The organism is Modestobacter marinus (assembly GCF_019799945.1).
Lineage (GTDB): Bacteria > Actinomycetota > Actinomycetes > Mycobacteriales > Geodermatophilaceae > Modestobacter > Modestobacter marinus_B.
In genome coordinates, this window is record NZ_JABGCH010000004.1 from 123,386 (window position 1) to 142,126 (window position 18,741).

Below are 18,741 nucleotides of genomic sequence, written 5' to 3' on the forward strand. Positions count from 1 at the left end.
GCCCGGCCCAGGCGTACCGCCGCGGGAACCGGTCGCCGGACCCACCCGCTCCGACAGGCGGTCACCGCCCGGTGGGCCGCGGAAGAAAGGGACGCTTCGATGAGGAAGACCCGATGACCGGCACCCGTCGGCGGCTGCGCACCCTGGTCGCGCTCTCCGCCCTGGGACTCGTGGTCACCGCCTGCAGCAGTGAGGGCGGCGCTCAGGACGCGGGGGGTGGCGCCGCGGCCGAGGGCGAGGAGTACACCATCGCGATGGTGACCCACGAGGCCCCCGGCGACACGTTCTGGGACAAGATCCGCAACGGGGCCGAGGCCGCCGCCGCGAACCACAACATCACCCTCAACTACTCGAACAACCAGGACGCCGGCGAGCAGTCGACGCTCATCCAGAACGCGATCGACAGCGGCGTGGACGGGATCGCGACCACCCTGCCCACCCCCGACGCCATCGGGCCGAACGTCCAGAAGGCGGTCGACGGGGGGATCCCCGTGGTGGCGTTCAACGCCGGCATCAACGACTACACGAACTACGGCATCGGCATGTACTTCGGCTCCGATGAGGACCTCGCCGGGCAGACGGTCGGCACCCGTATCACCGAGCAGACCCCGGGCCACACGGTCTGCGTCATCCAGGAGCAGGGTCAGGTGCAGCTCGAGGCCCGCTGCGCCGGTGTGGCGACGACCTACCCCGACACCGAGGTCCTCTACGTCAACGGCCGTGACCTGCCGGCGGTGCAGCAGACCATCGGTGCCAAGCTGCAGGAGGATGCCTCGATCACCAACGTGGTCACCCTCGGCGCCGACATCGCGCTCGCCGCCGGACAGGCCAAGGCCGACTCGGGCAGCCAGGCCAACGTCGTGACGTTCGACCTGAACGCCGACGTCGCCGAGGCCATCGAGGCCGGGGACATCGCCTTCTCGGTGGACCAGCAGCCCTACGTGCAGGGCTACATGGCCGTGACGGCGCTGTGGCTGAACCTGACCAACGGCAACGACATCGGCGGTGGTGGCCCGGTCCTGACCGGTCCGTCCATCGTCGACGAGAGCAACATCGGCCCGATCGTCGAGTACGCCAACAACAACACCCGGTAGTCCGCTCGGAGGGAGCCGGGGTGGCCCGGCTCCCTCCGCCACACCGTCCCTCCGAGTCTGGAGCACGCCATGAGCTCATCCGTGGTGGCCAAGCCGCCCACCGCGCCCGCGGCCGCACCGCCGGGCCGCGCCGAACGATCCCTGATCTCCCGGGTCCTCGGTCGTCCCGAGGTCGGCGCGCTGGTCGCGGCGATCGTGATCTTCGGGTTCTTCTACGCCGTCGCCCCGCCGTTCCGCACCCTGCCCGCGCTCGCGACGGTCCTCTACGCCTCGTCCACCATCGGGATCGTCGCCGTCGGCGTCGCCCTGCTGATGATCGGCGGCGAGTTCGACCTGTCCGCCGGTGTCGCGGTGACCACCGCGGCGCTGTCCGCCGCGATGCTCAGCTACCAGCTGAGCCTGAACATCTGGGTCGGGGTGATCGTCAGCCTGGCGATCGCGCTGGCCATCGGCTTCGTCAACGGGTACCTGGTGGTGAGAACGGGGATCCCGAGCTTCCTCATCACGCTCTCCACCTTCTTCATCCTCCAGGGCGTCAACCTCGGCGTCACGAAGCTGATCACCGGGACGGTCGCGACGCCCAACGCGAGCCGGCTGGACGGGTTCGACGCGGGGCGGGCGATCTTCGCCTCCGACATCCCCCTGGGCTTCATCACCGTCAAGGTGACGGTGCTGTGGTGGCTGGCGTTCGTCGCCATCGGCACCTGGATCCTGCTGCGCAGCCGCACCGGCAACTGGGTCACCGCCTCGGGCGGCAACGCGGCCAGCGCCCGCGCGGTCGGCGTCCCGGTGCGCAAGGTCAAGATCGGCCTGTTCATGGGCGTGGCCTTCCTGGGCTGGTTCCTCGGGATGCACCTGCTGTTCAACTTCAGCACCGTGCAGGCCGGCCTCGGCGTCGGCAACGAGTTCATCTACATCATCGCCTCGGTCGTCGGCGGCGCCCTGCTCACCGGCGGCTACGGCTCCGCGGTCGGCTCGGCGCTGGGCGCGTTCATCTTCGGCATGACCAACCAGGGCATCGTGTTCGCCGGCTGGGACCCCAACTGGTTCCGCGCCTTCCTGGGCCTGATGCTGCTGCTCGCCGTGATGGTCAACCTGTACATCAAGAACTACGCAGCCGGGAGGAGATGACGTGACGGACACGATCGCTGAACATGCCGACCCGGGCCTGGCCAAGGGCGTGCCCCTGGTGGAGATGGAGGGCGTCGGCAAGAGCTACGGCGCCATCCGCGCGCTCGAGGGAGTCAACCTGACCGTGAACGCCGGGGAGGTCGCCTGCGTGCTGGGCGACAACGGCGCCGGCAAGTCGACGCTGATCAAGATCATTTCAGGGTTGCACGGGCACACCGAGGGCGTCCTCAAGGTCGACGGTCAGGAGCGGAAGTTCGGCTCGCCGCGGGAGTCGCTCGACGCCGGGATCGCGACCGTCTACCAGGACCTCGCGGTCGTCGGCCTCATGGAGGTGTGGCGCAACTTCTTCCTCGGCTCGGAGATCCGCAAGGGGAAGTACCCGCTCGCGCCGCTGGACATCAAGGCCATGCGCGAGATCGCCGACGCCGAGCTGCAGAAGATGGGCATCGTCGTCAAGGACATCAACCAGCCGATCGGCACGCTCTCCGGTGGTCAGCGGCAGTGCGTGGCCATCGCCCGGGCGGTCTACTTCGGCGCGCGGGTGCTCATCCTGGACGAGCCGACGGCGGCGCTGGGCGTCAAGCAGTCCGGCGTCGTCCTGAAGTACACCGCGGCGGCCCGGGACGCCGGTCTGGGCGTCGTCTTCATCACCCACAACCCGCACCACGCCTACCTCGTGGGCGACCACTTCATCATCTTGAAGCTGGGCCGGCGGGTGCTGGACAAGAAGCGCTCCGAGGTGACCCTGGAGGAGCTCACCGGCGAGATGGCCGGCGGCCAGGAGCTCGCCGAGCTCTCCCACGAGCTCAAGCGCTGAAGCGCGCCGCGCCGGCCGCCGACCGCGGCCGGCGCGGCCGCCCCCTGCGGTCCCGGCCGGACGGCGGACGACGCCCGGCGGGACCCGCACGCCCGCGTCCCGCCGGATGCCAGGAGGCTCCCCGTGACCACGACCCGCGCCGCGATGGAGTACGACCCCTTCAGCCCCGACTTCCAGGCGGACTCCTACCCGGTGTACCGCTGGATGCGGGAGGAGGCGCCCGTCTTCCACAGCGAGAAGTGGGGCTGGTGGGCGCTGTCCCGGTTCGAGGACGTCCGCGCGGCGGCCACCGACCCGGACACCTTCGCGAGCTTCGAGGGCATCGACATCGACGACACCGCGAAGGACCAGAGCGGTCCCGGTTTCCTGCCCGACATCGACAACCCGCGGCACGACCAGGTCCGCAAGGTCGTGCAGCCGCACTTCCTGCCCCGGCGGATCGGCGCGCGGGAGGAGGCCGTCCGGGAGGTGGTCCGCGGCCTTGTCGCGCGCTGGCGCGACCGCGGTGCCGTCGACCTCGCCCAGGAGCTGGCCTGGCCGATGCCCAACGAGGTCTTCTTCACCGTGCTCGGCCTGCCCAGCGCGGAGGAGGAGGACCGGGCGCAGCTGGACCGCTGGGTGCACGAGCTGAAGGACCGCCGTCCCGACGACCCGCGCCTGACGCCGGTGGCGAAGGCCGCGACCGCGGGCATCCAGGACTACTTCATCCGGCTGCTGGAGAGCCGGCGCAGCCGGCCCCGGGACGACGTCGTGACGGCGCTGGTGCAGGCCGAGATCGACGGGCAGCCGTTCGCCGACGAGCACCTCGAGCCGGCCTCGGAGATCCTCGGCCTGATGATGGTCCTCTTCCTCGGCGGGGTGGAGAGCACCGCCGGGCTGACCGGCTCCTTCTTCAAGCTGCTCGCCGAGAACCCCGATCAGCGGGAGCTGCTGCGCCGTGATCCCGCGCTCATCCCCGCCGCCGTCGAGGAGACCGTGCGGTTCAACGCGCCGCTGCAGCTGGTCGGTCGCACCACCACCCGCGAGGTGACGCTGCACGGCGTGACCATCCCGGCGGGCGGGCGGGTGGTGCTGGTCTACGGCGCCGCCAACCGGGACGAGCGCCAGTTCCCCGACCCGGACCGGTTCGACGTGACCCGCGGGCGGTTCCGCCACCTCGGTTTCGGGGAGGGGCGGCACGGCTGCCTCGGCGCCCCGCTGGCCCGGCTCGAGGTGAAGGTGGCGGCCGAGGAGGCGCTGCCCGTGCTCGGCGACTACACGCTGTCCGGGCCGGCCGTCCGGTACGCGACCACGCCCAACATGTACGTCTGGGACCGGCTGCCGCTGTCGTTCCCGGCGCCTGCGGCGGGCGGCGCCCGATGAGCGGTCCGGCGGTCCGCCCGCACGTGGAGACCGTGCAGCACCGGACCACCACGGTGACCATCGTCGGCCGCGAGTTCGAGGCCGACGTCCGGGTCGAGGCGAAGCAGGAGGCCGCCGACGGGGTGGTGACCCTGACCCTGCGCGAGGTGGACGACACCCCGCTGCCGCCGTGGTCGCCCGGAGCCCACGTCGACCTCCTGATCGGCGCGCTCGCCGGCGAGGGGCACACTCCCCAGTACTCGCTGTGCGGCGACCCCGCCGACCACCACGTCTGGCGGCTGGGCGTCCTGCGGGAGGCCGGGGGCCGCAGCTCGGTGTACGTCCACGACCGGCTGCAGGTCGGCGACTTGGTGCGGGTGCGCGGGCCGCGGAACAACTTCCCGCTGGTCGACGCCCCGCGGTACCTGTTCGTGGCCGGCGGGATCGGCGTCACCCCGCTCCTCCCGATGGTCGCGGCCGCGGAGGCGGCCGGCGCAGACTGGCGGCTGGTCTACGGCGGCCGGCGCCGGGCGTCGATGGCCTTCCTCGACGAGCTCGCCCGGTACGGCGACCGGGTGTCGGTGCGCCCGGAGGACGAGACGGGACTGCTGGACCTCGACGGCCTGCTCGGCACCCCGCTGCCGGACACCCGGGTGTACTGCTGCGGTCCGGAGCCGCTGCTGGCCGCGGTCGAGCAGCGGTGCGCCGGGTGGCCGGCGGGCTCGCTGCACGTCGAGCGGTTCGCCGCCCGGCCGGTGAGCAGCCCGGTGCGGTCGGAGACGTTCGAGGTGGTGCTGGCGCAGAGCGAGGTCACCCTGCCGGTGCCACCGGACCGCTCGATCCTCGACGTGGTGGAGGAGGCCGGCGTCCCGGTGCTGTCCTCCTGCGCGGAGGGCACCTGCGGCACCTGCGAGACCGGGGTCCTCGAGGGAGTCCCGGACCACCGCGACTCGGTGCTCAGCGAGGAGGAGCGGCGGGCGGGGGACTGCATGATGATCTGCGTCTCCCGCGCCTGCAGCGACCGGCTGGTCCTCGACCTGTGATGCCCGCCCGCCGCTCCTGACCGCTCAGACGGCGCTGGCCCGCCGCGCGGCCTGGGCGGACAGCTCCGCCTCGAACGCGTCGGCCGGCCACTGCCCGGCCAGGGCCCGCACGACGAGCTCGGCCTGGGTCTCGGGGGCCAGCCCGCCGATCGGCTGGTCGTGGTCGAGGTTGGTCGGGAACGCGTAGCCCTCGGCCGAGGCGGCGACGACGTTGCGCAGCGACCGCTCATCGGCGCCGGCGGCCTGCCGGGCCAGCAGCACCGGGTAGAGCGCGCGGCACATCGCCGTCCGGTCGACGGTCTCCATCGCCCGGCCGAACGCGGAGGAGACCTGCAGCAGGTTCGCCATCCGACGGACGTCGGCGGAGTGGTTGGTGCCGGCACCGTGGAAGAGCGCGGGGTTGAAGAACGCGGCGTCGCCCTTGCGCAGCGGCAGCTGGACGAAGTGCTCGTCGAAGTAGGCGATGAACTCCGGCTGGTGGAACGCGACGTAGCCCGGGGCGTACTTCTGCGAGTGCGGCAGGTACATCGTCGGGCCGGTGACCACCGGCATGTCGCAGTGCGCGACCGCCCCCTGCAGGGTCAGCACGGGGGAGAGGCGGTGCACGTGCGCGGGGTAGGCGAGGCTCTGCTCCTCGGACATGAAGCCGAGGTGGTAGTCGCGGTGGGCCACCTGGGCCTTCCCGCCCGGGTTCACCACGTTGACCTGGCTGGTGACCTGGTAGCCACGGCCGAGCCAGGCCTCGGAGACCAGCGCGATCACGTCGTTGCCGTAGTAGGCGGCGAAGGCCTCCGGGTCGCGGACGGCGAACTTGTCCAGCGCACCCCAGACCCGGTCGTTGGCGCCCGGCGCGGCGAAGTGGTCCCCGGCGACCGTGCCGGCCGCCTTCTGCTCGGCGATCAGCGCCTCGAACACCGCGGTGGCCCGGTCCACGACGCCGGTGTCGGAGTAGGCACCCGCGAAGACGACGATCCCCGGCCCGTCGGTGAGCGCGCGGGCCAGCTCGGCCTGCACCTCGCGGCGGCCTCCCGGGGTGGCGACGGCGTCGCGCAGCCGTTGCCCGTAGACGAGGACGTTCTCCCGCACCTCGTCGGCGTGCGGGTGCTCGGCGAGCTGGGTGGTCGTCTCGACGACCGCGCGGAAGTCCTCCAGGCGGCAGTCCTCCGCGGTGAACCAGCCCGGCGCGGTCCGGGTGGGTGCTGGTGCGGTCATGGTGTCGTCCTCTCCCGAGCGGTCGGTGGCGCATCGAGCCTGACGACTCGCGCCCGGGGAGGACAAGGGCAGGAACCCGTCAAGAAGCCCTCAGAACTCCTCCCAGACGTCCGGGTACTGACCGTTCACCCGGGTGCCGTCGGCGAGCGTGGCGATTCCGGCCAGGTCCTCCTCGGTCAGCGAGAAGCCGAAGACGTCGAGGTTCTCCTCCAGCCGGCCGCGGGACGACGACTTCGGGAAGGTGACCAGCCCCTGCTGCACGTGCCAGCGCAGCACCGCCTGCGCGGGTGTCCGGCCCAGCCGGGCGGCGATCCCGGCCACCACCGGGTGCGCCAGCACGTCGCCGCCGTTGGCCAGCGGCGACCAGGACTCGGTGACGATCCCGCGCCGGGCGTCGTCGGCGCGCTGCTCGAGCTGCGGCTCCCGGGGGTGGCACTCGATCTGGTTGACCGCCGGGACGGTGGAGCTCGCGGCGGCCAGCCGGTCCAGGTGCTCGGGCAGGAAGTTCGAGACCCCGATGGCCCGGGTCAGCCCCTCGGCCAGCAGCTCCTCCATCGCCAGCCAGGACTCGACGTAGCGGTCCTGACGGGGCAGCGGCCAGTGGATCAGGTACAGGTCCACGGAGTCGAGGCCGAGCCGGTCCAGGCTGGACCGCAGCGCCTGCTTCGCCGACTCGCGGCCCTGCTCCCGGCCGCGCAGCTTGGTGGAGACGAACACCTCCTCGCGCGGCACGCCGGAGTCGGCGATGCCCTGGCCGACGCCCACCTCGTTGTCGTAGCTGGCGGCGGTGTCGATGAACCGGTAGCCCACCTCGACGGCCTCCCGGACGATCTGCCGGGTCTCCTCGTCGGAGACCCGGGCGGTGCCCAGCCCCAGCTGGGGGATCTCGACGCCGTTGTTCAGCCGGACGGTGGGTACGGCGCTCATGCGGGCTCTCCGGGGACGCGATCAGGCGGGGACGTCGCCACCCTGACCCCCCGCCGGATCCCGGGCAAGCTGGCCGCGCCCCTCAGCGGACCCGCACACTCCCCGCATGGGCCACCCGTACCCGATCCGTGAGATCGCCCGTCAGGCGGGGCTGTCCGAGGCCACCGTGGACCGCGTCCTCAACCGCCGCGGCGGCGTGCGGCAGAGCACGGTCGACGAGGTGTACCGAGCGATCGCCGAGCTCAACCGGCAGCGCTCGCAGATGCGGCTGACCGGGCGGACGTTCTTCCTCGACGTCGTCGTCGACGCGCCCGCCCGGTTCTCCTCGGCGGTGCGCGCGGCGCTGGAGTCGCAGCTGCCGGTGGTCCGGCCGGCGACGTTCCGGGCGCGCTTCCACCTCGTCGACGCCCCGCCGGTCGCGGAGCTGGCGCGCACGCTGGACGGCATCGCCCAGCGGGGGTCGCAGGGCGTCGTCCTCAAGGCCCCCGACCACCCGCTGGTCGCAGCGGCGGTGGAGCGGCTGGCCGACGCCGGGATCCCGGTGGTCACCCTGGTCACCGACCTGCCGACCAGCCGCCGGACCGCCTACGTCGGGCTGGACAACCGGGCGGCCGGCGCCACCGCGGCCTACCTGCTCGACCAGTGGGTCCCCGACGCCGGCGCGGTGCTGGTCACCCGGGGGTCGGGCTCCTTCCGCGGTGAGGACGACCGGGAGATGGGCTTCCGGGCGACCACCCGCCAGCTGCGGCCCTGCCGGCGGCAGGTCGACCTGGTGGACGTCACCGGGGACGACGAGGTGCTGCACGGCCTCGTGCGGGAAGCGCTGGCCGCCGACCCGGACCTCTGCGCCGTCTACTCGATGTACGCCTCCGGGGGCAACGCCGCGACGGTGGCGGCCTTCGCCGACGCGGGGCGGGACTGCCGGGCGTTCGTCGCCCACGACCTGGACGCCGAGAACCTCGCGCTGCTGCAGGACGGCCGGCTGTCCGCCGTCCTGCACCACGACCTGGCCCTCGACCTGCGCCGCGCCTGCCACGTGGTGATGCAGGCCCACTCCGCGCTGCCCGGGGCGCCGCGCTCGTGGCACTCCGGCGTCCAGGTCGTCACGCCGTACAACCTCCCCGCGGAGGCGCTGAGCCGCGCCTAGGCCTTGGCCGCGGCGGCCCGCAGGTTCTGCGCGGCCAGCGCCAGGCCGTCCAGCCGCGAGTAGGCGGCGTCCTCGTGCTCGATGTTGACCGCCATGTCCGGGTCGACCTCGGCGAGCGCGCGCAGGAACTCGGTCCAGTAGTCGACGTCGTGGCCGATCCCGACGGCGACGAACCGCCAGCCCGGGTCCGCCGGCCAGGCGTTGCACCAGTGGCCGTAGCCGGTGGGCACCTTGTCCGGGGCGTCGGCGGGGACCCGCTCGAACGAGGTGTCCAGCACCCCGCGGACGTCCACGCCCGGGGTGATCATCGCGTCCTTGGCGGCGGCGTGGAACACCAGCGGACCCAGCCGCCGGATGCAGGCCACCACGTCCATGCCCTGCCACATCAGGTGCGAGGGGTCCATCTCCGCGCCGACGTTGGTCGCGCCGGTGAGCTCGACCAGCTTCTCCAGCGTCACCGGCGAGAACACCAGGTTGTGCGGGTGCATCTCGATGGCTACCCGGACGTCGTTGGCCCGGGCGAGCGCGTCGATCTCCCGCCAGAACTCGACCGCGACGCCCCACTGGTAGTCCAGGACGTCCATGTACACCCCGTCCCACGGGTTGACCACCCACGACGGGTAGCGGGCGCCGGGGTCCGAGCCCGGCGTGCCCGACATGGTCACCACGTGCCTGACGCCGAGCAGGCCGGCGAGCTGGATGGTCCGGCGCAGGTCGTCGGCGTGCTTGGGGCCGACCCCGGGCAGCGGGTTGAGCGGGTTGCCGTTGCAGTTGAGCCCGGTCAGCTCCATCCCGCGCGCGGCGAAGGTCTCCAGGTAGTCCCGGCGGGCCTGCTCGGAGGACAGCAGCAGGTCGACGTGGCAGTGCGGGGAGGGGATGAAGCCACCGGTGTTGACCTCCACCGAGGTCAGGCCGTTGGCCTGGAGCACGTCGAGGGCCTCGGCGAGGGGGCGGTCGTGCAGACAGGCGGTGTAGGCGCCCAGCTTGAGGGTCACGGGGTCGGGCCTTCCGGGTCGAGGGTCAGTGGGCGGGGACGGGCACGGCGGCACCGTCGGACTGGGCGGACCGGACGACGGCCTGGATGATCTCCATCGTGTGCAGGCCGTCGGCGAAGGTGGCGTTCGGCGGCAGCGGGTCGGGGGTGCCGACGATCTGGTCCAGGAAGGCGCGGCACTGGTAGACGAACATCTCGGCGTTGCCGCCTCCCACGCCCGGGGCCGCCATCGGGTAGCCGCCGGCGAAGTAGGGCATCTGCGGGCCGACGATGACCTGCCGCGCACCCCGGGTGCGCGCGTCGGGCTGGGCGTCGTCGAACAGGTACTCCGCGGGCCGGTGCCAGTCGAAGGAGGCCCGGCCGCCGAGGCCGTACGCGTCGAAGGCCAGGCCGTTGGGCATGCCGAACGCCGTCCGGGACACCGAGAACGACCCGGCCAGACCGGAGGCGAACCGGGCGGTGAACACGGCCGTGTCCTCGTTCTCCACCTCGCCCACCTCGTCGCTGACCGGCGCGGCGTTGTGCCCCACCACGGCGCCGAGCGGCAGCGGCCGCTTGGGGATCTGGGTGGACAGCACCGCGCCGGAGACCGACACGATCGGCCCGCAGACGAACTGGCCGGCGTCGATGACGTGGGCGCCGATGTCCGCCAGCGCCCCGGAGCCGGGGCCGCCCTTGAACCGCCAGCTGAGCGGTCCGCGGGGGTCGCAGGCGTAGTCGCACCAGTACCGGCCGTCGAACAGGGTCATCCCACCCAGCTCCCCGTTCTGCACGTGGTCGCGGATCGCCGCGATCGCGGGGGAGCGCCGGAAGGTGTACCCCACGGCGGTCACGACGTCGGCGCGCTGCTCCGCGGCGACCATCGCCCGGGCGTCCGCCATCGAGCCGGCCAGCGGCTTCTCGCACAGCACGTGCTTGCCGGCGGCGATCAGCGCCTCGGCGATCGGCCGGTGCAGGTCGTTGCCCACCACGATGCTGACCGCGTCGATCGACGGATCGGCGACGACGTCCTCCCAGCTGAACATCGCCTTCTCGTAGCCGTACCGGCGGGCTGCGTCCCGGGCCAGCGCCTCGTTGGCGTCGGCGACGGCGGCCAGCCGGATGGGCGGCAGCCCCTCGCCGAACACGGTGTCGACCTGGCGGTAGCCGGCCGCGTGGCTGCGGCCGGCCATGCCGGCACCGATGACGGCGACGGAGATCGGCTTCCCGGTCATCGTCGTTCCCCTCTCGTCGGGGTGGGGCGGGACCACGGGGCGCGAGGGGATCCTCGGCGGCGTGGCAGTGTCCGCGGTGGAAGTGGGTCATCGTCGAGCGCTTTAAAGCGCTTTAAGACGTGGCACAGATGGGACCAGCCAGACCGGCCGGTGTCAAGGGGGTGGAGTGGTGGACGTCGACGGACCCGACCCGGTGCGCCGGCCACGGCTGCAGGACGTCGCGGCCGAGGCCGGGGTCTCGACGGCGTCGGCGTCGCTCGTGCTGCGCGGGGCCCCGGGGCCCGGCAGTGCCACCCGCGAGCGCGTGCTCGACGCCGCCGCCCGTCTGGGGTACCGGCCCGACCGGGCCGCCAGCCTGCTCGCCCGCCGGCGCAGCCGGCTGATCGGCGTGGTGATGGACGTCCGCAGCACCTTCCATGCCCAACTCGTCGAGGACGTCCACGAGGCCGCGGACGAGCACGGGTACGACCTGGTGCTCAGCACGGTCACCCGCACGCGGGACGAGGAGCGGGCGGTCGAGACGCTGCTCGACTCACGCTGCGAGGCGCTGGTGCTCCTGGGCCCGGAGCTGCCGGCCGAGCGGCTCGACGCGCTGGACCGGCAGCTGCCGGTGGTGGTGGTCGGCCGCCCGGTCCCGTCGGCCGGGGTCGACGTCGTCCGGGTCGCCGACGACGAGGGCGTGGCGCAGGCCGTCGAGCACCTGGCGGGCCTCGGGCACCGGCGCATCACCTACGTCGACGGCGGCCGGGGGGTCATCGCGGCCGGCCGGCGCGGCGGCTACGAGCGGGCGATGCGCCGGCTCGGGCTGGCGCAGCAGCTGCAGGTGCTGCCCGGTGACGCCGGCGAGGAGTCCGGAGCGCGCGCCGCGCGGGCGCTGCTGGCCGCCGGCGACCTCCCGACCGCCGTCGTCACCTACAACGACCACTCCGCGGTCGGGCTGCTCGACGTCCTGCTGCGCAGCGGCGTCGACGTGCCGGGCGCGGTCTCCGTGGTCGGCTTCGACGACAGCCCACTCGCCCGGCTGGCGCACATCGACCTGACCACGGTCAGCCAGGAGTCCGACGAGCTGACCCGGCTCGCGGTCCAGGCCGTCGTGGAACGGCTCGACGGCGGCCGCTCCGAGCGGCGCGAGGTCGTCGTCCCCCCGCGCCTGGTGGTGCGCGGCACCACGGGACCTCCGGCCGGGGGCTGACGCTCAGCGCGGCGGGGCGGTGCTGCTCCGGACGACCAGCCGCGGCGGGACGACCAGGTCGCGCCGGGCGACCGGCACGCCGTCCAGTCGCTCCACCGCCTGGGTGACCGCCAGCGTGGTCAGCTGCTCGACGTCCTGGGCCACCGAGGTGAGGTCGAGCGAGGTGAGGCGCGCGATGCGGCTGTCGTCGAAGCCGACGACGCTCACGTCCCCGGGCACGGCCCGGCCGGCGCGGCGCAGCACGTCGACCACGCCCAGGGCACAGCGGTCGTTGAACACCGTGACGGCGCGGCAGCGGCCCGGCCAGCAGCGTCCGCGCCGCGGCGGCGCCGTCGTCCTCGGCGAGCCCGCCCGGCACGACCCGCGCGGGGAGGCCGGCGCGGTGCAGCGCCTCCCGGTACCCCCGGCGCCGCTCCGCGGCACCCGGCACCCGGCGCCCGGCCGCCGTCGACGTGCACGACGTCGCGGTGACCGAGGCCCAGCAGGTGCTCCACCGCCAGGTGCATGCCCTCGTCGTCGGCGGTCCGGACGACGTCCACGGCGGTGGACCGGACCGGACGGGCGACGACGACGGCCAGCTCGGTCAGCTCGGCGGTGGGAGACTGGGGGCCGAGAAGGACGAGCGCCTCGCAGCGATCCTGGAGGAGCCCGGCCCAGCCCGGCGCTCGTCCCGGCCCGGCGTGACGGCGCTCAGCGCGAGCTCGTAGCCCACGCGCTCGGCCGCGGCGTACAGCCCGCTCACGAGATCGCCGTGGAAGGCGTGCTGCACGCCGAACACAACGCCCAGCAGCCGGCTGCGGGAGCTGCGCAGCAGGCGGGCGCGGCTGTCGGGCCGGTCGCCGATCTCGGCGGCGACCTGCCGCACCCGCTCCCGCGTCGCCGCGCTGGCCCCGGGCACATCGCGCAGCACGATCGAGACCAGCGCGGTGGAGACCCCCGCCCGGGCCGCGACGTCGGCCAGCGTCGGCCGCCGGTCGGGACCCGTCCTCGTCATGGGCCGAGCCTAATGCCGAGCGACTAGAACGTTCTAGGGGTTCGGCCCTTGACGGCAACCCAGGCGAGGGACACCCTGACATCCACCTAGAACGTTCTAATCGAGGAGTCGGGATGACGCAGGTGACGCAGGTGGGGGTGGCCCTGGTCGGGTCGGGGCGGATGGGTGCCTTCCACGGGGAGACGCTGGCCCGGCGACTGCCGCAGGCCCGGCTGGCGGCAGTGGCCGACCCGGCGCCGGGGGCCGCGGAGCGGTTGGCCGGTGCGCTGGGCGCCGACCGCGCGTACACGGACGTGGCGCAGGTCTGGGCGGACCCGTCGGTCGACGCGGTCCTCATCGCCGCTCCGGCCCGCTTGCACGCCGACCTGGTAGTCGCCGCCGCGGCCGCCGGCAAGGGCGTGTTCTGCGAGAAGCCGATGGCGGTCACCCTGGCCGACGCCGACCGGGCGATCGACGCCGCGCGGGCCGCCGGGGTCGTCCTGCAGGTCGGGTTCAACCGCCGCTTCGCCGCGGACTGGCGGGCCGCCCGCGCGTTGCTGGACGCCGGCACGGTGGGCACACCCCGCCTGCTCCGCTCGCTGACCCGGGACCCCGGCGGCTTCGACCCGTCCCGCGTCCTGCCGGACACGATCTTCCTCGAGACGCTGATCCATGACTTCGACACCCTGCGCTTCCTCAACCCCGGCGCCGAGCCGGTCGAGGTCTTCGCCGTCGCCGACGCGCTGGTCGAGCCGGAGTGGCGGGACCGCGGGCTGCTGGACACCGCGGTGGTCACGGTGCGGTTCGACAACGGCGCGACGGCGGTCGCCGAGGCGTGCTTCGAGGCCGCCTACGGCTACGACGTCCGCGGCGAGGTGCTGGGCTCCGGCGGCATGGTGACCATGGGCGACGGCCGCCGCAGCGGGCTGGCATTCTCCGGCGCGGCCGGGCGGCTGGTCGAGACCGTCCGTGGCGACCAGGAGCTCTTCCGCGACGCGTACACCGCCGAGCTGGCCGCGTTCGTCGACGCCGTCCGCACCGGGGGACCGGCGCCGGTCACCGGCGAGGACGCCCGCGCAGCCCTGGCGATCGCGCTGGCCGCGGCCGAGTCGGTCCGGTCCGGGCGCCCGGTCCGCATCGACGAGGTGCAGAAGTGACGTACCGGCTCGCGGCGTCGGCGGAGATGCTGTTCCTCGACCTGCCGTTCGTCGAGCGGGTCGAGCGGATCGCGGCAGCCGGCTTCGAGGTCGAGATCTGGGACTGGACGGCCAAGGACGTCGACACCCTGGCCGCCACCGGCGCGACCTTCTCCTCGATGACCGGCTACGTCACCGGCACCCTCGCCGACCCCGACGGCGCCGAGCAGCTGCTGCGCACGGCCGCGGAGTCGCTGGCGGTCGCCGCGCGGCTGGACTGCCCGCGGCTCAACGTGCACGGGACGGGGCTGGATGCCCGCGGGCTGCCCGTGGTCCCGTGCGACGTCGTGACCCCGGCGATGTGGCTGACCGCCGCGCGCACCCTGGAGCGACTGGCTGCACTGGGGGAGCGAGCCGGGCGGGTCTTCACCCTGGAGAACCTCAACACCGCGGTCGACCACCCCGGCACGCCGTTCGCCCGGGCCGCCGACACGATCGCGCTGGTGGAGGCGGTGGGCAGCCCGCACCTGCGGCTCAACCTCGACCTCTACCACGCGCAGATCGGTGAGGGGAACCTCATCGGTCTCGTGGAGCGGGCGTTGCCGCTGGTCGGGGAGATCCAGATCGCCGACGTCCCCGGCCGGTGCGAGCCGGGGACCGGCGAGATCCACCACCCGGCGATCGCCGCCGCGCTGACCCGGCTGGGTTACGACGGCGTGGTCGCCCTGGAGGGCTGGGCGTCGGGCGACCCGGCGCGGGCGCTGGAGAGCTTCCGCACCGCGTTCACCCCGGCTCCCTGACCCTCGCGCGGGGTCGGCGGTCAGGCGCTCTCGGCGGTGCTGCTGTCCAGCTCCTCGCACACCGCCTCGCAGGCCGCCGCCACGGCCGCACCGAAGCGGGCGGGCGAGTGCAGGAAGACGTCGTGACCACCCTCGAGCCGCACCACCGTCGCGTCCGGCAGTGCGCGGGCCAGCTTCCACTGCCGCCGGGGTGGCACCACCCGATCGTGCCCGGTGATCACCACGGCGGTCGGTACGTCGACCGAACCGATCCACGTGTGGGAGCTGAACGCGGTTACCGCCTGGATGGCCGACAGTGCGTTCACGAGCGAGGTGCGCCGCATCTCGGCCAGTGCCCACCGGCGCTGCTCCGGGGCGCACTCGTGGTCGAGCAGGGCGGCGCCGACGAGGTCGGCGCCCATGACCCCGGTCAGCGGCATCCACCTCGCCGCCGTCACCAGCCCGGGCAGCAGGAGCGACGCGGACTGCTCCCACGGTCCGCCGGAGACGTTCCGCGCGCTGGAGCAGAGGACGAGCCCCGCGACCAGGTGCGGATGGCGGCGCCACATCAGCTGGGCGATGAGGCCGCCCATCGAGTACCCCACCGGGATCAACTGCTCGATGCCGAGCTGCTCCGCGATGGCGGCCATGTCGTCCGCGCAGTCCTCGAGCCGGAAGTCCCTGCCCGGGAGCCCGGCGCCGTGTCCCCGCTGGTCCACCAGGAGGACGCGGTAGTCGCGGCCCAGGGTCTGCACGATCCGCCCCCAGTTCAGGGCCGACGTCAGCGTGACGCCGTGGACCAGGAGCAGGGTCGGTGCGCCGGCCGGCCCCGGGGCCTCCCACACCGCCGTCCGTCCTCGTCCGGGCAGATCGAGGATGCGCAGCGCTGCACCGGGCAGCGCCGTCGGGGCCGTGCGGACCACAGTGACCTCCCAAACGGTGGCCCAGGCAGTGGTGGCGGGGCCCACTGTCTACGTACCGGACGGCGCGCCCGCCAAACACCCGCCGCGCCGTTCCACCCGGAGAGAGTCGCCGGACGAGCGGGACGGCGCGAGGTCAGCCCGGGTTCTCGGCGGTCGGTGCCGCCGCCGTTTCCGGTGCCGCCGCCGGTGGAGGTGCGGACTCCGTCGGGGCCGGGGGAGCGGACGCTGCCGCCTTCCTCGGCGTCCGCTTCCGCGGTGCGGACCCCGGCGTCCTCGGGGGCGGCGTCCGTCTCTGCGCGGTCGCCTTCTTCTGCGCGGTCGCCTTCTGCGCGGTCGTCTTCTTCTGCGCGGTCGTCTTCTCCTGGGCCGTCGTCTTCTCCCGGGCGGTCGTCTTCTCCCGGGCCGTCGGCTTCTCCTGCGGTCGCACCTCCTCCGTCGGCGCCTCGATCGCCTTCGGCGCAGCCGGTTCCTCCGCGCCGGTGGTCGCCGCGGGTCCGGTCGGCGTCGGGCGACTGCTCCGCCGCCCGCTCACGCCGGCGTCGGACCGCACGGTCGGGGCGGGTGCGGCGCCCGGCGCGGGCCGGTCTCTCGTCGAGGTGGACGCCCGGGCGCCCAGGGACATCAGTGCCCTCGCGAACTCCTGCTGGTCGGCCAGCATCTGGGCGGCGAAGGCGAACGCCGCGTCGAGCGCGGGTCGCATGTCCGCGGACATGCGGTCCGGGCGGCCGGCGGCGTCCACCATCGAGCGGGTGGCCTCTTCCCAGGCCTGCACGGCGGTCTGGAACAGCTGGTGCCCCCGGCGGGTGAGGTCGGTGAACGGATCTGTCGCGTCGTCCATGGATCGTCCTTCGGGTCCGGCCCGGCGCGCGACGCGCGCCTCCGACGGCTCAGTCTCCGTCCCTGCAGCGCGTCTGCCGGGTTCTTTCCACCGGGTGGGAAGCTCCACCGGAGGAGCCGCCGGACCGGCTCGCGACCGGTCTTCGTCCCGCGCGGCCCGGACCGTGCACCCGGCGCCCGGACGCGGGATCATGGAGTCCCTGCCGAACCGTCCCCGTCGGGAGGCCGCCATGGCCGGAGCCGACCAGCCCGGCACCCCACCCATCGCCGCGTACGGGCGGGACGCCCTCCGCTACGACGAGCGAACCTCGGGCTTCGAGGCCTACCGCCGCCGGGTGATCGACCTCCTCCCGCTGCGCGAGGGTGACGTGGTGATCGACGTCGGCTGTGGCACGGGCCTGTGCTTCGAGCAGTTGGTCGGCCGGGTCGGCCGGACCGGGACGGTGGTCGGCGTGGACCCGGCGGCCGAGATGCTGGCCCTGGCCGGTGCGCGGGTGGCGGACCGGGGATGGTCCAACGTCGTGCTCGTCGGCTCCCCGACGGAGAGCGCGGAGCTGCCGACCGCGGACCACGCCCTCTTCTGCGCCGTGCACGACGTCCTGCAGTCCGCCGCGGCGCTCGACCACGTGCTCGCGCACCTGCGCGACGGCGGGGGTGTGGCCGCGACCGGTGGGAAGTGGGCCCCGCCGTGGGCGGTGGCGGTCAACGCGGTCGTGCTCGGGGTGCACGCCCCGTTCGTGCGGGACTTCACCGGTTTCGAGCGGCCGTGGGCTCTGCTGGCCCAGCGGGTCCCGGATCTGCAGGTACGAGAGGTCGCGCTGGGTGGCGGTTACCTGGCGTGGGGGCGGATGGACAGGGGCTGACCACGGGGCAGCCGGACCGCCCCGGTTCCTCCACTCAGCAGGAATCCGCGGCGGCGGCTTCCCCACCGCGGCCGCCGGTGCTTCACTCGCCGGGGCACCACCGGGGGACAGCGCCGAGGCCCGACCGACGAGAGCTGGAGGCGACGTGAGCGAACAGGGAGCCACCGGACCGAGGAACCCCGCCGACCTCGCCGCTCAGATGCGAGCGGCGGCCGAGCGGATGATGGCGGGCTGGACAGCAGCTGCCGGCGGCTCCGTGCCGGGTCAGCCGCCGGCAACCCCGCCGGGTCCGGGCTTCGTCATGCCGACGATGCCGGCCACCATGACGGGGCGCCAGATGGAGGCTGTCCTGGACGACCTGTCCGCCCGGCGCGCCCAGGTGCAGGCCCTCGTCGCCCAGCTCCAGGCCTTCGACGAGCAGCTTGCGACGCTGGAGACCAACCTCCGGCCGTTCCTGGCGTGGACGCGCAAGTGGGCCGGTGTGGAGAGCGCCATGGCCGACTTCTGGCGGCCCCTGACCGGAGGCTCCGAGAAGTAGGGTCGGGCGCGGTCCGTGCCGGTCGGTGTGCCGGCGGGAGGGGCGCGCCCTTCTCACTGGCCGGAACGTCCTCCGGACGACGCGAGCGTGGTCGCCGTCCTGTGCGAATCTCCGTCCGGAAGGCTGACGAGGAGCGGGCAGGCCGTCGCCCAGGTGGGCGACCCGGTCCGACCGCGACCGACCCTCCGCGACCCGCGGGGGGTGGGAACAGGCGAGGAGAGGAGTCACCCTGATGACCACGAGCGACCCGACCGGTGGCGGCGTCGACCTGGAGGCGGCGACCCAGCGCGTCCGTGACCTGAGCGAGCAGGTGGTCGCCCAGGCCAAGAAGAACGGCCTGACCTTCCTCGAGGGCTACGAGCGTGTCCTGAAGAACATGCTCGACCTCGAGGAGCAGGCCGCCAAGGGCACCGGACAGGACTGGGCGACGACGCTGGCCACGACGCACGCGAACTTCGTCCGGGAGACCTCCGAGGTGTTCCTGGGCGTGATGAAGGACCAGTTGAAGCGCTGACGCCGGACGGCCGGCCGCCCCGCCACGACTTCCCGTGGCGGGGCGTGGCCGGCCGGCGACCTGCGG

20 protein-coding genes are annotated in these 18,741 nt (G+C 73.7%); 12 read left to right on the top strand and 8 right to left on the bottom strand.

Annotated features, from left to right (window positions below; translation table 11 throughout):
• Positions 1 to 113 precede the first annotated feature (113 nt).
• The 5 genes from HK417_RS05705 (at position 114) to HK417_RS05725 (ending at position 5,426) form a co-directional block, all read left to right on the top strand.
• Complete coding sequence (locus HK417_RS05705) at positions 114 to 1,094, top strand: substrate-binding domain-containing protein (RefSeq protein WP_222264268.1); 981 nt, start codon at positions 114 to 116, stop codon at positions 1,092 to 1,094.
• A gap of 69 nt (positions 1,095 to 1,163) precedes the next feature.
• Positions 1,164 to 2,225, top strand: a complete 1,062-nt coding sequence (locus HK417_RS05710) for an ABC transporter permease (RefSeq protein ID WP_222264270.1) — start codon at positions 1,164 to 1,166, stop codon at positions 2,223 to 2,225.
• A gap of 1 nt (position 2,226) precedes the next feature.
• On the top strand, positions 2,227 to 3,042 hold the full coding sequence (locus tag HK417_RS05715; protein WP_222264271.1) for an ATP-binding cassette domain-containing protein: 816 nt from the start codon (positions 2,227 to 2,229) through the stop codon (positions 3,040 to 3,042).
• 123 nt (positions 3,043 to 3,165) lie between these two features.
• The gene (locus tag HK417_RS05720) at positions 3,166 to 4,404 is read left to right on the top strand and encodes a cytochrome P450 (protein WP_222264274.1); all 1,239 of its coding nucleotides are present in this window, start codon (positions 3,166 to 3,168) and stop codon (positions 4,402 to 4,404) included.
• The gene (locus HK417_RS05725; protein WP_222264276.1) at positions 4,401 to 5,426 is read left to right on the top strand and encodes a PDR/VanB family oxidoreductase; all 1,026 of its coding nucleotides are present in this window, start codon (positions 4,401 to 4,403) and stop codon (positions 5,424 to 5,426) included. The genes HK417_RS05720 and HK417_RS05725 overlap by 4 nt, the downstream gene beginning before the upstream one ends.
• Before the next feature lie 24 nt (positions 5,427 to 5,450).
• Here HK417_RS05725 and HK417_RS05730 read toward each other — a convergent pair whose 3' ends face one another.
• Complete coding sequence (locus HK417_RS05730) at positions 5,451 to 6,638, bottom strand: phytanoyl-CoA dioxygenase family protein (RefSeq protein ID WP_222264278.1); 1,188 nt, start codon at positions 6,636 to 6,638, stop codon at positions 5,451 to 5,453.
• Positions 6,639 to 6,728: 90 nt separating this feature from the next.
• Positions 6,729 to 7,565 (bottom strand): aldo/keto reductase, encoded by an 837-nt coding sequence (locus HK417_RS05735; protein ID WP_222264280.1) that lies wholly within the window; start codon positions 7,563 to 7,565, stop codon positions 6,729 to 6,731.
• 106 nt (positions 7,566 to 7,671) lie between these two features.
• Here HK417_RS05735 and HK417_RS05740 point away from each other — a divergent pair, with 106 nt between their 5' ends.
• Positions 7,672 to 8,712 carry a LacI family DNA-binding transcriptional regulator gene (locus HK417_RS05740; protein WP_222264282.1) on the top strand — a complete coding sequence of 347 codons (1,041 nt, stop codon included), beginning with the start codon at positions 7,672 to 7,674 and terminating at the stop codon, positions 8,710 to 8,712.
• Here HK417_RS05740 and HK417_RS05745 read toward each other — a convergent pair.
• Together HK417_RS05745 and HK417_RS05750 are read right to left on the bottom strand one after the other, a co-directional pair.
• Positions 8,709 to 9,707 (bottom strand): sugar phosphate isomerase/epimerase family protein, encoded by a 999-nt coding sequence (locus HK417_RS05745; protein ID WP_222264284.1) that lies wholly within the window; start codon positions 9,705 to 9,707, stop codon positions 8,709 to 8,711. The genes HK417_RS05740 and HK417_RS05745 overlap by 4 nt on opposite strands.
• Before the next feature lie 25 nt (positions 9,708 to 9,732).
• Entirely contained in the window at positions 9,733 to 10,920 is a 1,188-nt protein-coding gene (locus HK417_RS05750; RefSeq protein WP_222264286.1) for a Gfo/Idh/MocA family protein, read from the bottom strand.
• Positions 10,921 to 11,089: 169 nt separating this feature from the next.
• Between HK417_RS05750 and HK417_RS05755 the strand changes: the two genes are divergently transcribed.
• Positions 11,090 to 12,112 (top strand): LacI family DNA-binding transcriptional regulator, encoded by a 1,023-nt coding sequence (locus HK417_RS05755; protein ID WP_222264288.1) that lies wholly within the window; start codon positions 11,090 to 11,092, stop codon positions 12,110 to 12,112.
• 3 nt (positions 12,113 to 12,115) lie between these two features.
• Here HK417_RS05755 and HK417_RS26885 read toward each other — a convergent pair whose 3' ends face one another.
• Together HK417_RS26885 and HK417_RS05765 are read right to left on the bottom strand one after the other, a co-directional pair.
• Positions 12,116 to 12,391, bottom strand: a complete 276-nt coding sequence (locus HK417_RS26885) for a substrate-binding domain-containing protein (protein ID WP_368858514.1) — start codon at positions 12,389 to 12,391, stop codon at positions 12,116 to 12,118.
• A gap of 304 nt (positions 12,392 to 12,695) precedes the next feature.
• A complete protein-coding gene (locus HK417_RS05765) occupies positions 12,696 to 13,106 on the bottom strand; it encodes a LacI family DNA-binding transcriptional regulator (RefSeq protein ID WP_222264289.1) in 411 nt (136 codons plus the stop codon).
• A 113-nt stretch (positions 13,107 to 13,219) separates the two neighbouring features.
• Here HK417_RS05765 and HK417_RS05770 point away from each other — a divergent pair, with 113 nt between their 5' ends.
• Both HK417_RS05770 and HK417_RS05775 read left to right on the top strand, forming a co-directional pair.
• A complete protein-coding gene (locus HK417_RS05770; RefSeq protein WP_222264292.1) occupies positions 13,220 to 14,242 on the top strand; it encodes a Gfo/Idh/MocA family oxidoreductase in 1,023 nt (340 codons plus the stop codon).
• On the top strand, positions 14,239 to 15,021 hold the full coding sequence (locus tag HK417_RS05775) for a TIM barrel protein (RefSeq protein WP_308123401.1): 783 nt from the start codon (positions 14,239 to 14,241) through the stop codon (positions 15,019 to 15,021). The genes HK417_RS05770 and HK417_RS05775 overlap by 4 nt, the downstream gene beginning before the upstream one ends.
• A 20-nt stretch (positions 15,022 to 15,041) precedes the next feature.
• Here HK417_RS05775 and HK417_RS05780 read toward each other — a convergent pair whose 3' ends face one another.
• Positions 15,042 to 15,923 (bottom strand): alpha/beta fold hydrolase, encoded by an 882-nt coding sequence (locus HK417_RS05780; RefSeq protein WP_222264294.1) that lies wholly within the window; start codon positions 15,921 to 15,923, stop codon positions 15,042 to 15,044.
• A 133-nt stretch (positions 15,924 to 16,056) separates the two neighbouring features.
• Entirely contained in the window at positions 16,057 to 16,761 is a 705-nt protein-coding gene (locus HK417_RS05785) for a hypothetical protein (RefSeq protein ID WP_222264296.1), read from the bottom strand.
• 229 nt (positions 16,762 to 16,990) lie between these two features.
• Here HK417_RS05785 and HK417_RS05790 point away from each other — a divergent pair, with 229 nt between their 5' ends.
• From HK417_RS05790 to HK417_RS05800, 3 genes are all read left to right on the top strand, one after another.
• A complete protein-coding gene (locus HK417_RS05790) occupies positions 16,991 to 17,623 on the top strand; it encodes a class I SAM-dependent methyltransferase (protein ID WP_222264298.1) in 633 nt (210 codons plus the stop codon).
• 145 nt (positions 17,624 to 17,768) lie between these two features.
• Entirely contained in the window at positions 17,769 to 18,161 is a 393-nt protein-coding gene (locus HK417_RS05795; RefSeq protein ID WP_222264300.1) for a hypothetical protein, read from the top strand.
• A 232-nt stretch (positions 18,162 to 18,393) separates the two neighbouring features.
• Entirely contained in the window at positions 18,394 to 18,675 is a 282-nt protein-coding gene (locus HK417_RS05800) for a hypothetical protein (RefSeq protein ID WP_222264302.1), read from the top strand.
• Positions 18,676 to 18,741 lie beyond the last annotated feature (66 nt).